We start from the raw sequence: 13403 nt of genomic DNA on the forward strand, positions 1-13403 counted from the left end.
TTTGCCGACGAAATGAATCAACACAGTTTAGAACAAATTGCCGCACAGTTAAATAGCTCAAATGTGAGCGATCGCATTTTAGCGATGATTGAACTGCAAAAAGAGACTATGCCAGCGCAAGATGCCTATCCATTAATTAAACAGGCGATTTATGATGAGAATGTGCAGGTGCGTGGTATGGCCGCTTTCTCTTTAGGTGTGAAACAAACTCCTGAAAATCGCGCAATTTTGGTGAATGTGCTGGAAGCTGACCCTGACTATAATGTGAGAGCAATGGCAGCCGGGGCTTTAGGATATTTAGAGGATCAGCAAGCTTTAGCTCCTCTAACTCACGCTTTCTATGAAGATACTAGTTGGTTAGTTCAATTTAGTGCGGCTGTGGCTTTGGGTAACTTAAAGAATGTCCAAGCTCAAGCAGTTTTACTAGAAGCCCTGAATAGTAAAAATCCCCTATTGCAAGAAGCTGCAATTATGGCTCTAGGTGAGATTGGTGCTATAAGTGTGATTGATCGTCTGTTGCAATATGTAAATGCTGACGATTGGATGCTACGGAAACGGTTAGCAGAAGCCTTGGGTAATCTTCCCGTTCCCCAAAGCCAAGCCGCACTGAACGACTTACAGCAAGATAGTAATCCCTTAGTGGTCGAAGCTGCTGTGCGATCGCAGCAAAAGTTAGCGAAATTGCTTTAATTGCTCAATCAAATGCTCAAAATAAGGCGCAAGGGTTGCTTGCTGCTCTGGTTCTGTACGCTTGAGGCTGGCGGCTTTAATACCTTCTAGTCCTACTACCATCGCATCTAATGGTACTTGCAATTCTTTATACAGTAATTGCATATAATGTAAACCTTCGGGGCTTGTGTAGTCGGTATGTTGACCAGCGATACCATAAGTAATGCAGCGTAGGAAGTGCCAAAAATCACGCCAACAGGCATCTGCCCTAACTGCTGGGTAGAGTCCACCACCTGGTTGAGTAATATCGGGAAATTTAGCTAAGACATCATTTCTGGCTTCATCCACGATTTCCGTGACGCGATCGCGCAGATTTTGAGTAACTGTGATCAATGCTGTAGTTGCAGGTGCTAGCTGTTGTATTTGCTGCAAATCTTCATCAGTGAGGTAACGTCCCTCATTATCTGCACTCTGAAAAAGCTCAATCGCCTCTGGTGGATGGGTATTTGTCCAAGTAGCAAAACTGACAATCCGCGACTTCTGGATAAGTTCGCGTACTTTGTCACTCAATTGTGGCTGAGTCATAGAATATAAATCGACTTACTAAAAGTTAAAACCCCTGGCAAATTTGAGGAGTATGGAAATAGTTCTGTTGGTTTAATTAACCTATGATTAACACTGTAGCGGTAGTTTCTTGAGAAACTATGAACAATTCAGAAGACTACACATTTAATAATCTAGATTTCTACAGAAAACATCATGGTCAACAACTTTACTATCGATGGGAAGGGGAAATCTGGTGGCAAGAATCGAGCCAGAGTGAATGGCAGAAGTTATTTTCTATCATCGGCATGAATGCCACCAAGGTTTTCATTCGTCCCGATTCTGAGTTTGAGCAAGTAGGTTATCGAATTAATCGGGAATTAGGTTTATTTTGTCATCCACAGACACAAGAAATCCTGCACACATGGCAACCCGACGCAACCCGTCCGGCTGTACCCATCGTACATATAGCCAATCGTATAGTACAAGGCTCTGTCAGACCAAGGCTGACGGTAATTCCTCAAGGGCAAGACTATGTTACCTCTGTTGTAGAAATCCCCTTAACTTATCCTCATCCCTTAGCAGGAGATCCCCAATACCGAGATTATTGTCCTGGTGAAACCTTTAATGGCACGGAGTATTTCACCAGCCACATTAGTCGTCCAGAAGTCAAGGATCTTCCTCCCGCAACTTGGGCGCGAAACTGTCCTTGGCTACCCTGGATGAAACTAGGCTACGGTCATCCAGCACGCTTAAGATTTGAGACGACAACAGCTCGTATTGACTCCTTTGAACAATTACATCCGAATTTAATACAACTAATTCGTCAACAAGTGCCGATTTATGAATTTACTCCCGACCACAGTGATGAAGCAAATATGACAAGTACGTTATATTTTAAGCAACACTTTGACGCTTACTTACGAGGAGAAAGTTTTCCAGTTGCAGAATAGTCATTAGTCATTAGTCAATGGTCATTAGTCATTAGTCATTAGTCATTAGTTTTTGTCCCTTACACCCCTATACCCCTAAACCCTTACACCCCTACACCCTTACACCCCTACACCCCTATTTCTTACTCTTATGGATCTCAGCCAAATTGAAACTAATCTGCAAAACGCTGATTTTCAATATCGTCTCAAGGCTATCTCTGCTCTTCAAGATTATCCTACTGATGTTGCTGTACCTTTACTCAGTCGCCATGTCCAAGACCCTGAGTTTTTGGTGCGAACTTTTGTTGCTAGGGAGTTGGGTAAGCAAAAAACATCGGAATCTTTTGCGGCTTTGTTGCAAATCATGAAGTTAGATAACACGCCTAATGTCAGGGCAGAGGCGGCTAATTCTCTCTCTTTGTTTGGGCGAATTTCTGTGTCTCATCTAGTGCAGACGTTTGCTCGTGATGACCATTGGTTGGTACGTCGCAGTATTTTGGCTGCTTTGGTAGAAATGGATTGTCCTGAAGAGGTTTTAGAGGTTTGTGTGATTGGGTTAGCAGGGGATGATGCAGCAGTACAGGAAGCCTCTGTGGATGCGTTAGGAGCATTAGTAAATTCCCGTCAGTCACAGGCTGCTTTATCTCAACTCCTGATTCTCAAAAATTCTGAGTTTGAATATATTCGGGTTAGGGTTGCCTATGCTCTGAAAAATTTTGATGACCCGACGGCTAAGGCGGCTCTTGCAGAACTGAGAAATGATCCAGACTACCGTGTAGTAGGGGCTGCAATGGAAGATTTAATCCATTAGGGGTGTAAGGGTGTAAGGGTATGAGGGTATAGGGGTTGAAAATGTTGGGCGAGGATGGGAAAAGAACCCAACACGGTTGCCCCAATGGGCAAGGCTTTTAACCCTTGGATTGTTGGCTGTTCTTTCTTCCAATACACCCCTACACCCCTACACTCGCCCCAACGGGCTTGGTAATAGGTTTTTCTCCTCTGCTGCTTCCGTCACTCCATAATTGCGCGCCATCTTAAAAAATACGCCTCTCAGTCATGTCTAGCTGAGTTAGATGTCTCTATAATGTATCTAGGCTTGACAACAAAAAAACACAAAAGTCTAGATATACAGGCTGGCAGAATTGGACAATATCTCATCTATACCGAGTAGTTATATTTGCTCGACAGGAGAAAAATATGGCGGAAATTCCCAGTGGTGGTCAGATGCTCTGGAAATTGGAAGGATCTGATCGGGTTCTGCACCTGCGACATGATTCGTCAGAGCCGTGGCTTCCCTATGAAGAGTTCCCACAGTATGTACTACCCGATCCTCCTGGATTTTCTAAAGGAATTGCCACTTTTCTAGCGTTGCTCAAAAAAGAGTGGACAGTGATTAAATCTTAAGTAGTTAACTTTCTAGGCTGGCTCTTGTAGTTTTGCGAGTTAAGGCGTGGGGTGTATCTAATTCTTGTGCAGGCTGACTGAGAAGACGCGATCGCATTTCATCACTTAACCCTTGAACATGACTAAAGTCTGCACCAGCAATACTTTCTAACTGCTCAAATTCCACACCAGTCATATCTGCGGCACGCAAATCTGCTCCCGCTAAGTTAGCCCCATTTATTCGTGCATGACGTAAATAAGCTCCCGTCAAACAAGCTTTCCGTAAATCGGCTTGGCTGAGGCGCGCGCCTTGAAGATTCACCAAAGTTAAATCAGCACCCCCCAAATAAGCACCCAATAAACTCGCACCCTGTAAATCCGCATGGCGTAGGTTGGCTGTATTCAACTGCGCCCCATTTAAATTGGCCTTTGGGCCAATTGCACCTGAAGATTTATAAGCGAAGTCTTCAGGAAACAGCGTTTGACTATCGTACCTTGCTCCTAGCAACTTAATCTCAGTTAAATTAGCTCCCCGTAAATCTGCGCCACTTAAATCAGCTCGATACAAATAGGCTGCTTGTAAATTAGCATTACGTAAAATAGCTTGACTCAGATCGGCTCCTCTTAAATCGGCTTGGCTCAGATCCGCTTCCGAAAGATTAGCTTGGCTGAGATTGGCTCGAATCAAAGTGGCTCGATGTAGCTGCGCCTTCGATAAATCAAATCCACTGAGATTGAATTGATACAAATCTTCCTGAGCCAAAGCCAGTCCCGCTTTCAGGATAGCCAAAACGTCTTGAGGTGTCTTGTAAGTCTCCTTGCTGATCATAGATTGAAATTTAGAGATTATTTAGGGGTATTCTACCGCGACACATCTAGGGACTTCCAACTTAAAAAATATCCTATCACTGTGTAGGCAGAGGGGCAGGGGGCAGGGTGCAGGGAGAAAAGAACGATGTCTTATCTCGGAAATTGGATAATTCATTTTCTGGAAGTCCCCTACCGAAAATTTATAACTTTCGTCTACAGGATGGTAGAGAAAGATATTTTATCTGTTTGACTATGAGATTGATTTTGTCAGTATGTAGTAGCAAAATCACTGTTATCTCCAGTAAAAAAACTCAAGCATATGGGATTTTTCAAAGTATTTACTCAGAACAATTACTCTAATTTTTATTAATACTCAATTTCTACAAATATCTTAAAATCCACGGCAATTTTCTCAACTCTTAGATATACTCAAAATCACAACCTCAACAGACATAAACATTATGTTAGATTGGTTAGCTGTTTGGGGCATAACTCAAGCTGTCGGGTTTGCTTTTAAGTCGATTTTTGAAGACTTAGCCAAAGACGCTGCAAAAGACTGGGCAAAAGATTTATTAAAAAGTGTTCCTGGTAACATTTTACAGCAACTCCAACCAGAAGATATTGACATTGCTGCTGGCAAAGCCTTAAAAGAATTTTTGCAACTCATGCAGCAAGAATTAGAAGATGCGGAGTTAGAAGAAACGGAACTACAAACATATAATCAGACTTTAAAACAATTTCTCAGTCATAAATCTGTTAGACAGATTTTAGGGAAACCTTTCGTACCAGACTGCCACACGCTAGATTTTCAAATCTTGACTAAAATTTGGTATGAAATGAAATTACCTAATCTTCCGCAAGAATTTGATTGGGAAAGATTAGCTAAACGTTATCTTAAAAAGGTGAAGGCGATTATTCGAGAATCTGATCAACTACGACCTATTTTAGATTCTCAGCATTTAGAATCAATCAATCATAACTTACTAGAAATTCAAGGCATTACCCCTGATTTTGACTTAAAAAAGTACCAAGAGGGAATACGTGAAAGATACGGAAATCTGAAATTAGATAGTCTGGATACTACGGGTTACGCCTATAATGAATTAAAGCTATGGCGGATGTTTATTCCTCAACACGTCCGGGAAGTGCATCAAGTGTTAGCACAGGTACATGAACTACCTAAAGAACATCTCAAGCAGCTACGAGAAAGTCAGCAACTAGATGAAGAAATTACTCCAGAGGCTCTAGAATACTACAAACAAATTTACTTTGAACAGCCTACTATTTCCGTTTTAGATATTATTAACGATACGCAATCTCATAAATATGTAGTTATTTTAGGAGATCCAGGTTCAGGGAAATCGACGTTACTGCAATTTTTAGCTTTAAACTGGGCAGAAACACCCCTAAATAATGTCATCTCTTCCCCAATCCCATTATTAATTGAACTGCGGACATATATCCGGCGCAGAGAAAATAATGAATGTCAGAATTTTTTAGAATTTTTTCATAAGTGTAGTGGTATAGTTCATCATCTCAACCAAAATAAGCTCCATGAACAACTCAAAGCTGGCAATGCTTTAGTCATGTTTGATGGTTTAGATGAAGTTTTTGATATTGGGAAAAGGGATGATGTGATCACCGATATTCATCGTTTTACTAATGAATATCCTGATGTGAGGGTAATTGTTACATCTCGCGTGATTGGCTATAAACCACAAAGATTGCGAGACGCAGAATTTCGGCATTTTATGTTGCAAGATTTAGAGCTAGAACAAATTCAAGACTTTGTGCATCGTTGGCATGAGTTAAACTTTAAAGAAATGGGGGATAGACTGCGAAAAAAAGAGAGATTACAAAGGGCGATTGATACATCAAAAGCGATTTCTGAATTGGCAGGTAATCCCCTTTTATTAACTATGATGGCAATTCTCAATCGTAACCAAGAATTACCTAGAGATAGAGCAACTTTGTATGAGCAAGCATCACGAGTATTGTTACATCAATGGGATGTGGAAAGGGCTTTAGTAGAAGATTATCGGCTAGATCCTAAAATTATTGACTATAAAGATAAGCAGGCAATGTTGCGACAAGTCGCTTATCATATGCAAACTAGTGATAAGGGTTTAGTAGGTAATTTAATTAGTGCCAAAGATTTAGAAAAGATTTTAACCCGTTATCTGAAAAATCTGGAGTTTGAACAACCGACTAAAGTTGCTAGGGTGATGATGAATCAACTACGGATTCGCAATTTTATGTTGTGTTTTGTAGGTGCAGATTACTATGCTTTTGTACATCGGACTTTCTTGGAATATTTTTGTGCTTGGGAATTTGTCTGGCAATTTAAAGAAATACAGACTTTATCAATTCAGTCTTTAAATTGTGAAGTTTTTGGTAAACATTGGCAAGATGAAACTTGGCATGAGGTGTTACGTTTAATTATTGGGATGATTGAGCCAAGATTTGTCTGTGAAATCCTCGATTACTTAATGGAGGAAGATGGTGAATCAGAAAAATTTATTAACTTGTTTTTAGCAGCTAAATGTCTAGCAGAGGTGAGAAATCGGCTGTTAGTCGCTTCTGTATCGGCTAAATTATTAGAAAAAATTAAAGCTTTAACTAAATATGACCTCGCCTATTATTACAAACCTTATTTAGATGCAGAAGAAACTCAACTAGTACAAGAAATTCGCACAAAAGCAGTCATTTGTGTGGGAACAACTTGGAAGGATGATCCTGATACTCTCCCTTGGCTACAACAATTAGCCACAGCTGATAATAGTGATTATGTGCGCCGTGCGGCTTTACAAGAGTTAGCTAGAGGATTTAAAGATGATCCTGATACTCTCCCTTGGCTCAAACAACGTGCCACCAGTGATAATGATTGGACTGTCAGACAAGCCGCAGTACAAGAATTAGCTAGGGGTTTTAAGGATGATTCTGACACTTTAATTATTCTCCAAAAAAGTGCGATCGCTGATCATAGTGAATATGTCAGACAAGTCGCAATCCAGGAATTAGCCAGAAGTTTTAAAGATAATCCCAATACATTGTTTTGGCTGAAAAAACGTGCCACAGTGGATCAATATGGGACTGTGCGTCAGGTAGCGATTCAAGAATTAGCCAGGGGGTTTAAAGATGACCCTCATATTCTCCAATGGTTGAAAAATTTCGCCACCAGTGAGGATTGGATGGTACGCCAAGCTGTGATTCAGGAATTAGCTAGAGGGTTTAAAGATGACTCTGATACCTTAAGTATTCTCCAACAAGCTATCACTAGCGATGAAAATGAATATGTGCGTCAAGCCGCAGTCCAAGAGTTAGCTAGAGGGTTTAAAGATGAGCCTCATACTCTCTCCATTTTAAAACAAAGTGCGATCGCTGACCCCTATTCTGATGTCCGCCAAACTGCTGTGCAAGAATTAGCTAGGGTATTCAAAGATGATCCTCATACACTCCCCTGGCTCAAACAACACGCCAGTGCTAGCGAGGATAAATATTTGCGTCGTGCTATTGTGCAAGAATTAGCCAGAGTATTCAAAGATGATCCCGATACCCCCATCATTCTCAAACAGTGTGCTGTCATCGATACTTATTCTGATGTGCGTCGCACAGTTATTCAAGAATTAGCCAGACATTTCCAAGATGACCCAGATACATTAAGCATTCTCAAACAAAGTGCGATCGCTGACAATAACGAATCTGTCAGACGTACAGCTTTGCAAGAATTAGCTAGGGGTTTTCACAATCACCCCGATACTCTCCCTATCCTGAAAAAATGTGCTAAATCGGAAAAATATGCAGATGTCCGCCAAGCAGCGTTACAGGAATTAGCCACAGGGTTTGCTGATGATCCTGAAACTCTCACAATTTTAAAAAAACGTGCTGTATCTGATCAATATGCAGATGTCCGTCAAGTCGCACTACAGCAATTGGCGCAAGGTTTTGTAGAGTACCCAGAGATATTGGAAGTCTTCTACCATTGTGCAGTGCATGACCCCTTTAAGCGAGAGTACAATTTTCAGCAAAATCCGCGACAGGTAGCACTAGAAATTATCATCGAAAATTATCTTGATCATCCCCAAACACTACCACTATTACGTGATAGAGCCGAACTTGATCCAGATGAACAAGTGCGCGAGTTTTTGCAGAAAAAATTGCTAGGTTTTACTGTGTGAAAGACAAGATGGCTAAATATTTTAGAGGGTGTTTGTAATTTTTTGGAAACCTAACCCCCAACCCCTTCCCTACAAGGGAAGGGGAGCAAGAATCAAAATCTCTATGCTTGTAGGGAAAAGGTACATCACGTTTTTTTTGATTTTAAATAAACAAATACAGATTTATCTCCAATATCAGGAGGAATGGCTTGCAAGGCTTTACGTATAGCAAATACTAGAAATAAAATTGCCCAGGCTCCTAAGAGAAATTGCTCTATTTGGATAGGTAAAATACCGAGTAAATGACCTAGTAATAGTGTTGGTACAATCGCAGTTAAAAATTTAGTTTCCAGACGATGAAAGCAAAAGGCCTCTTTAAAATAAATTCCTGTTAAAGCTGCAAAAGTAAATCCAACACCAAATAAAGTTAGTGGTTGATTGTAAACAGTCATGGCAAAAGGCTGACTATCAAAATGTCCAATGACAAAGGAAGAAATAATCCCAATCAGCCAAAATGCTTGCAACACTCTGTGCAGAAATGCCATGTAAATGTGTATTGTTAATAAGCTCACACCCAAAGCCAGACTAAAACAAGTGTATAGCGGGGTGATGACTGGAATAACGCCGAGTTGATTGCTAAATAATACTAACCCAGTAGCGATCGCAAAACTCAACGCCGCTACCATTAACCCAGTGCGATAGATAATTACTCCAGTGCGATCGCTTTGAGTAATTGTAAATTCCCCAAACTGTCCTTGATAAACTTCCGCTTGAGATATTGTTTGTGTATTCACTGTTCCCTATTCCCTGTTCACAAAAATAGCACTTCCAATTCGTCAGACACATTGATTCCCATCTGCAAATTTGCATTACCCCCATTGATGGCAATTTCTACCCAACCGTGACTTCCCACTAAAGCAATAGCCTCTCCTAATGCTACATCAGTGTAGGTTTCACCCCCTGGAATTCGCACCCCTGAAATCTGCACACACCATTTTTGAGACTGCACACAACTTTCTGGAATATTACTTACTAAATTACCAAAATGATCTATATATTGAATGCAACCCCGTACACCAGTATTTGTTACGTTACATTGCTGGATATTTAATTTTATTAAGCTCGCTAGATCAATTTCTCTGCCTAATTGTTGTAACGCCACACCACTAGCAAGATGAGCCGCCACAGGTGCGAAAATATCTCTACCGTGAAAAGTCTTGCTAGGTTGGGGAGTTCGCCAATATTTGGGGTTAGTCAACTCAACTGCTGCAATAGCGGGACTTTCGGCTAATACACCGCTAAAGATGCCATTATCAGGCCCTACCAAAAAACCACCAGCAAATTCTACAGCGATCGCCCTTCTTTGACTACCCACCCCTGGATCTACCACAGCTAGGTGTACTGTTCCTGGCGGGAAATAAGGACAGGCATTCATTAAGCAAAATCTAGCTACAGCAATATTTTGGGCTGGAATATGGTGTATTAAGTCTACAGTCCGCAATTGCGGGTTAATTTGAGCAATTACCCCTTTCATTACCGCTACATAGACATCGCGATCGCCAAAATCGCTTAATAAGGTCACAAGTGACGACATACGAAGTAAGTTAAAACTATATTACATTCAAAAATTCTGTAACAAAGACTACGAAATTTATGCTATGTTAGGAACACCAGATATAAAGAAGAAGATTATCGAGGTTAGACATTATGAGCCAAAATAGACTTCGAGCAGTCAATGCTGCTAAAGAAGTACACAAACGAAATATTCAAAAAAACATCGAGCATCGATTAGAAGTAGCTAAAGCCCGTGGTGATCAAAGACTAATTCGCCAATTAGAAGTAGAGCTGAAGCACTTTAGCTAACGTCAAGATTTCATTGTTCATAGTGTTGTTGTGTGTAACCCCGCCAAAGCGCGGGTTTTTTATTTTTTACCAAGCCCCGTTGGGGCGGGTGTAGGGGTGTAGGGGTCTGGGGGTGTAGGAGGAAGAAGGAGCAACTGCGTTGGGCGGGGTTTCAATCTCCACCCAACACTTTCAACCCCTACACCCTTAAACCCTTACACCCTTACACCCCTAATGAACAATTCCCCAATCCTACAAACGATAGACTTGATGATCTCTAATTTCTACACCATGTGCAGCTAGGCATTTATGCCAACCTTCTCGCGTACCAATCTCAGTTTTTTGTTGCAGAAGTCCTAATTCTTCTTCCTGCTTGGTGAGTTGGGCAAATTGTTCGTGGAGATGATAACTGGGTGTAACAAAGGTTTCTTTGCGGTGTAGAACAGGGGGATTTTCTCTGTTACTGTAATCTCGATGGGTAATGTGTAGAGTTTTTAAGTCAATATTAATACTCGCTGCTAGGGCTGGGTGGGGGTCTGTGTCGAATTCTGGATAAAAAAGATAGGATATTTGCGGTTGGTCAATGTAATATTTGATTAAAGTAGCTCCATCGACACGCCCAATGGTACGACTGGCACAGCCTTCATAAATGCGTAATAACGGGTCAAGGGCAGCTAAAGCAGTAACATGGACGTAAAGCGCGCCGCGTGTGTGTTTGCCAATTTTACTTTTATCGCAGGCGGTTTTGACAATTCCTGGTTTACCGAGACTAAATAATTTTTGATCAGCCACTTCACAAGCTTCCTCATAACTGCCGAAAAATGCTTTGATGTCATGGCGCATTTCGGGTGCTAACTGGGAGAATTTAGGGCGTTGATCAAAATGGGTCAGGGCGAGGTAGACTTGAATATCTAAAGACCGACGATAGGCGATCGCATCCCATTCTGCTTCATCGGTAGCTTGTAAAATCACATTAAAGGCGCGGCGGAAATTGCCAAATTCTGTGAGTAATTCCTGTTCTGTGGCTAACTCACCTTTGACTGGTAGTCTTCCCCGTTTAGTGAAAAACTCCATTAAAGGTTGCAGTTGTTCTTGATAATCTTCAAACCGCTTCACAGGAATGCGGATGCGTGGTGTAGAGGTGCGAGAAAAGAAGCGAATAGCCTTAAAACTTTCCTTTTCAGCTTCATCCCGAAAGACAAAGTAGACACCCAAAGCCACAGGAACAGCGTCTACATTTAAAACCTCATCAATATATTTTTTCAGTTCTTCTTGTTCGTAATACTTCTGAAATGTATTCCGACTGGTGACAATACCATCACTGTAAGCTAATTGTGCCTTACTAGGAGCATTAATCAAGACTTGCGCCGCCACAATCAAAACTTTACGGGTGAGTTCCCACGCCTGGATGAGACTTTGACGACGTTCAGCGATATCTTCAATCACATTCAGAATGTAACCCAAATTCACCACATCGGCGGCATTAATTGGTTCATCGGGGTAGTAGTAAGGATCCCAACCTGAACTGTGATAACCAAGATTAGCTACACGTTGGACATCCCCACCATAACCACAACCGTAGTCAAAAAAACTGGTGTCTTGGTTAAGAATTGCCCATTCTATAGCCAATCGTACAGGACGAGAGATTTCCGTGCGCGCGATCGCAGCTCGATGACGCTCAATTTCTACCGTTTCAGGCATAATACTAACCAACAGTGATCAATTACTGTTAATTAATATCTTTTCTCTGAGCGATCGCCAATGCAATTAAATCTTCAATTTTCTTGATATTTGTGTCACCCGCCAAGTAACCAATGCCACGATGTAAATGCAGGCGGAATTGAGTAGCTAAAGTCTCTTTATCAGTCGGATAACCATCATTATGACAGCGTTGCTTGAGAGCCAGCAACAGAATATCCGCCATATCCCCACCAAAAACACGCCAAGTCATTTCCACATTACTATCTTGGGGAATGGGAACGGGAGAAGGTGGAGTTACTTCCGCCAGAGAACGACAAAAAGCCCAACGACAAAGAATATTCCACTGTTCAATCTTAGTATTACGCTTCAACTTCAGCAGTTGTTCCTTAGCCGTTTGCGAAAGCCTAATCCTCTCAATAGGGGATTCCATCATCGTACTCAATCTTCCTACTCATCCCCTATATATTCCCACACCTCATAAAAATTCTTCGCGTACCTCTGCGCCTCATTTTGCGCCCCTTTGCGTTCCATCCTCTCCACCGAACCACTCACCAAAGCCTGCAAAACTAGTAAAAATGCCCCCTAAACTATATTTCGCGAAATTAGTTGAGGATTTACTATTGAATTGAGGTGATATGGCTGCCAGAAGCTTAACATTTGTCCGCCGACTTGTTGAGGATAAAAGTAGTGAAAAAAATGATAACCTTTGGGGCATTCCCAAAGATAATCTTCTGGTTTCAAAACTTTTAACCAACCTTCTAATGTAGGTAAATTAACAATAGGATCATTCTTACTCCCGCAGACCATCATCGGTAGAGAAACCCCACCTTGCGGTAATTCAGTTAACTTGAAGAGAGAATGTGCTAGGGGGGATTGGTCTAAATCTCTATCTAAAACTGCCATTAACTTTTTAGTAGTATTGTGGGGTTGTTCACCGAAGAGATGACGAACACTAGTAGCCAAGACTTGTTCCCGACTCATCGTAAATACTTGTCGTTGTAGATAATAGTGGACGTGCCAAGTATTTGCGGGTTGAGAACTGACCGCTAAGAGGGTAAGCGATCGCACGTTTTCGGGATAGCGGCGTGCAAAAGTGAGAGCGATCGCACCACCCGCACCATGACCAGCTAAGTGTAGGGGATAAGAAAAATCAGATAAAAACTCAGCCAATAAATCTACAGCTTCATCTATAGAAGCAGCTTCATCTTTACCATGACGATATTCCCACTGAGCCACGTTCATATATTGTGATAAATATTGCAACAATGGTTTATCGAAACGTTGCAACGCAGGACTAGAACTCACCCAAAGCACATCAAGATCATCTGACATAAATACCCTAATATTTTGCAGCAGTAATTTTCGA

At 41.4% G+C, this 13403-nt stretch carries 14 protein-coding genes; 6 read left to right on the forward strand and 8 right to left on the reverse strand.

What is annotated here, in order from left to right; all coding sequences use genetic code 11:
- Window positions 1-12 precede the first annotated feature (12 nt).
- Window positions 13-690, forward strand: coding sequence for a HEAT repeat domain-containing protein (locus tag CLI64_RS15880; RefSeq protein WP_103138117.1), 678 nt, complete (start codon window positions 13-15; stop codon window positions 688-690).
- On the opposite strand, the gene CLI64_RS15885 is transcribed toward CLI64_RS15880, so the two are convergent.
- Window positions 673-1254: a phycobilisome protein gene (locus CLI64_RS15885; RefSeq protein WP_103138118.1), complete on the reverse strand. Its 582-nt coding sequence runs from the start codon at window positions 1252-1254 to the stop codon at window positions 673-675. The two genes, CLI64_RS15880 and CLI64_RS15885, sit on opposite strands and share 18 nt — an antisense overlap.
- Before the next feature lie 119 nt (window positions 1255-1373).
- Here CLI64_RS15885 and CLI64_RS15890 point away from each other — a divergent pair, with 119 nt between their 5' ends.
- Together CLI64_RS15890 and CLI64_RS15895 are read left to right on the forward strand one after the other, a co-directional pair.
- Window positions 1374-2165: a DUF1838 family protein gene (locus CLI64_RS15890; RefSeq protein ID WP_103138119.1), complete on the forward strand. Its 792-nt coding sequence runs from the start codon at window positions 1374-1376 to the stop codon at window positions 2163-2165.
- A gap of 130 nt (window positions 2166-2295) precedes the next feature.
- Window positions 2296-2955: a HEAT repeat domain-containing protein gene (locus CLI64_RS15895; protein WP_103138120.1), complete on the forward strand. Its 660-nt coding sequence runs from the start codon at window positions 2296-2298 to the stop codon at window positions 2953-2955.
- Here CLI64_RS15895 and CLI64_RS30830 read toward each other — a convergent pair.
- On the reverse strand, window positions 2952-3092 hold the full coding sequence (locus CLI64_RS30830) for a hypothetical protein (protein WP_157943280.1): 141 nt from the start codon (window positions 3090-3092) through the stop codon (window positions 2952-2954). The genes CLI64_RS15895 and CLI64_RS30830 overlap by 4 nt on opposite strands.
- Before the next feature lie 249 nt (window positions 3093-3341).
- Between CLI64_RS30830 and CLI64_RS15900 the strand changes: the two genes are divergently transcribed.
- Entirely contained in the window at window positions 3342-3548 is a 207-nt protein-coding gene (locus CLI64_RS15900; RefSeq protein WP_103138121.1) for a hypothetical protein, read from the forward strand.
- Window positions 3549-3552: 4 nt separating this feature from the next.
- On the opposite strand, the gene CLI64_RS15905 is transcribed toward CLI64_RS15900, so the two are convergent.
- The gene (locus tag CLI64_RS15905; RefSeq protein WP_103138122.1) at window positions 3553-4356 is read right to left on the reverse strand and encodes a pentapeptide repeat-containing protein; all 804 of its coding nucleotides are present in this window, start codon (window positions 4354-4356) and stop codon (window positions 3553-3555) included.
- Window positions 4357-4798: 442 nt separating this feature from the next.
- Here CLI64_RS15905 and CLI64_RS15910 point away from each other — a divergent pair, with 442 nt between their 5' ends.
- On the forward strand, window positions 4799-8515 hold the full coding sequence (locus CLI64_RS15910) for a HEAT repeat domain-containing protein (protein ID WP_225977362.1): 3717 nt from the start codon (window positions 4799-4801) through the stop codon (window positions 8513-8515).
- Between the two features lie 125 nt (window positions 8516-8640).
- On the opposite strand, the gene CLI64_RS15915 is transcribed toward CLI64_RS15910, so the two are convergent.
- A complete protein-coding gene (locus CLI64_RS15915; protein ID WP_103138124.1) occupies window positions 8641-9288 on the reverse strand; it encodes a DUF2301 domain-containing membrane protein in 648 nt (215 codons plus the stop codon).
- 17 nt (window positions 9289-9305) lie between these two features.
- The gene (locus CLI64_RS15920) at window positions 9306-10088 is read right to left on the reverse strand and encodes an S-adenosyl-l-methionine hydroxide adenosyltransferase family protein (protein ID WP_103138125.1); all 783 of its coding nucleotides are present in this window, start codon (window positions 10086-10088) and stop codon (window positions 9306-9308) included.
- A 113-nt stretch (window positions 10089-10201) separates the two neighbouring features.
- Here CLI64_RS15920 and CLI64_RS31260 point away from each other — a divergent pair, with 113 nt between their 5' ends.
- Window positions 10202-10357, forward strand: coding sequence for a hypothetical protein (locus tag CLI64_RS31260; RefSeq protein ID WP_192881547.1), 156 nt, complete (start codon window positions 10202-10204; stop codon window positions 10355-10357).
- A gap of 231 nt (window positions 10358-10588) precedes the next feature.
- On the opposite strand, the gene CLI64_RS15925 is transcribed toward CLI64_RS31260, so the two are convergent.
- The 3 genes from CLI64_RS15925 to CLI64_RS15935 form a co-directional block, all read right to left on the reverse strand.
- Entirely contained in the window at window positions 10589-12037 is a 1449-nt protein-coding gene (locus CLI64_RS15925; protein WP_103138126.1) for a DNA phosphorothioation-associated putative methyltransferase, read from the reverse strand.
- Window positions 12038-12065: 28 nt separating this feature from the next.
- Window positions 12066-12467 (reverse strand): DNA sulfur modification protein DndE, encoded by a 402-nt coding sequence (gene dndE, locus CLI64_RS15930; RefSeq protein WP_103138127.1) that lies wholly within the window; start codon window positions 12465-12467, stop codon window positions 12066-12068.
- Window positions 12468-12619: 152 nt separating this feature from the next.
- Window positions 12620-13369 carry an alpha/beta fold hydrolase gene (locus CLI64_RS15935; protein ID WP_103138128.1) on the reverse strand — a complete coding sequence of 250 codons (750 nt, stop codon included), beginning with the start codon at window positions 13367-13369 and terminating at the stop codon, window positions 12620-12622.
- Between the last annotated feature and the right edge of the window lie 34 nt (window positions 13370-13403).

Origin of the sequence: Nostoc sp. CENA543 (genome assembly GCF_002896875.1) — a bacterium.
In the GTDB taxonomy this organism is placed as follows: domain Bacteria; phylum Cyanobacteriota; class Cyanobacteriia; order Cyanobacteriales; family Nostocaceae; genus Trichormus.

Bases quoted from the DNA above. Each gene is read 5' to 3' on its own strand.
- CLI64_RS15880 (WP_103138117.1), top strand. From the start codon at position 13: ATGAATCAACACAGTTTAGAACAAATTGCCGCACAGTTAAATAGCTCA.
- CLI64_RS15885 (WP_103138118.1), bottom strand. From the start codon at position 1,254: ATGACTCAGCCACAATTGAGTGACAAAGTACGCGAACTTATCCAGAAG.
- CLI64_RS15890 (WP_103138119.1), top strand. From the start codon at position 1,374: ATGAACAATTCAGAAGACTACACATTTAATAATCTAGATTTCTACAGA.
- CLI64_RS15895 (WP_103138120.1), top strand. From the start codon at position 2,296: ATGGATCTCAGCCAAATTGAAACTAATCTGCAAAACGCTGATTTTCAA.
- CLI64_RS15900 (WP_103138121.1), top strand. From the start codon at position 3,342: ATGGCGGAAATTCCCAGTGGTGGTCAGATGCTCTGGAAATTGGAAGGA.
- CLI64_RS15905 (WP_103138122.1), bottom strand. From the start codon at position 4,356: ATGATCAGCAAGGAGACTTACAAGACACCTCAAGACGTTTTGGCTATC.
- CLI64_RS15910 (WP_225977362.1), top strand. From the start codon at position 4,799: ATGTTAGATTGGTTAGCTGTTTGGGGCATAACTCAAGCTGTCGGGTTT.
- CLI64_RS15920 (WP_103138125.1), bottom strand. From the start codon at position 10,088: ATGTCGTCACTTGTGACCTTATTAAGCGATTTTGGCGATCGCGATGTC.
- CLI64_RS31260 (WP_192881547.1), top strand. From the start codon at position 10,202: ATGAGCCAAAATAGACTTCGAGCAGTCAATGCTGCTAAAGAAGTACAC.
- CLI64_RS15925 (WP_103138126.1), bottom strand. From the start codon at position 12,037: ATGCCTGAAACGGTAGAAATTGAGCGTCATCGAGCTGCGATCGCGCGC.
- dndE (WP_103138127.1), bottom strand. From the start codon at position 12,467: ATGGAATCCCCTATTGAGAGGATTAGGCTTTCGCAAACGGCTAAGGAA.
- CLI64_RS15935 (WP_103138128.1), bottom strand. From the start codon at position 13,369: ATGTCAGATGATCTTGATGTGCTTTGGGTGAGTTCTAGTCCTGCGTTG.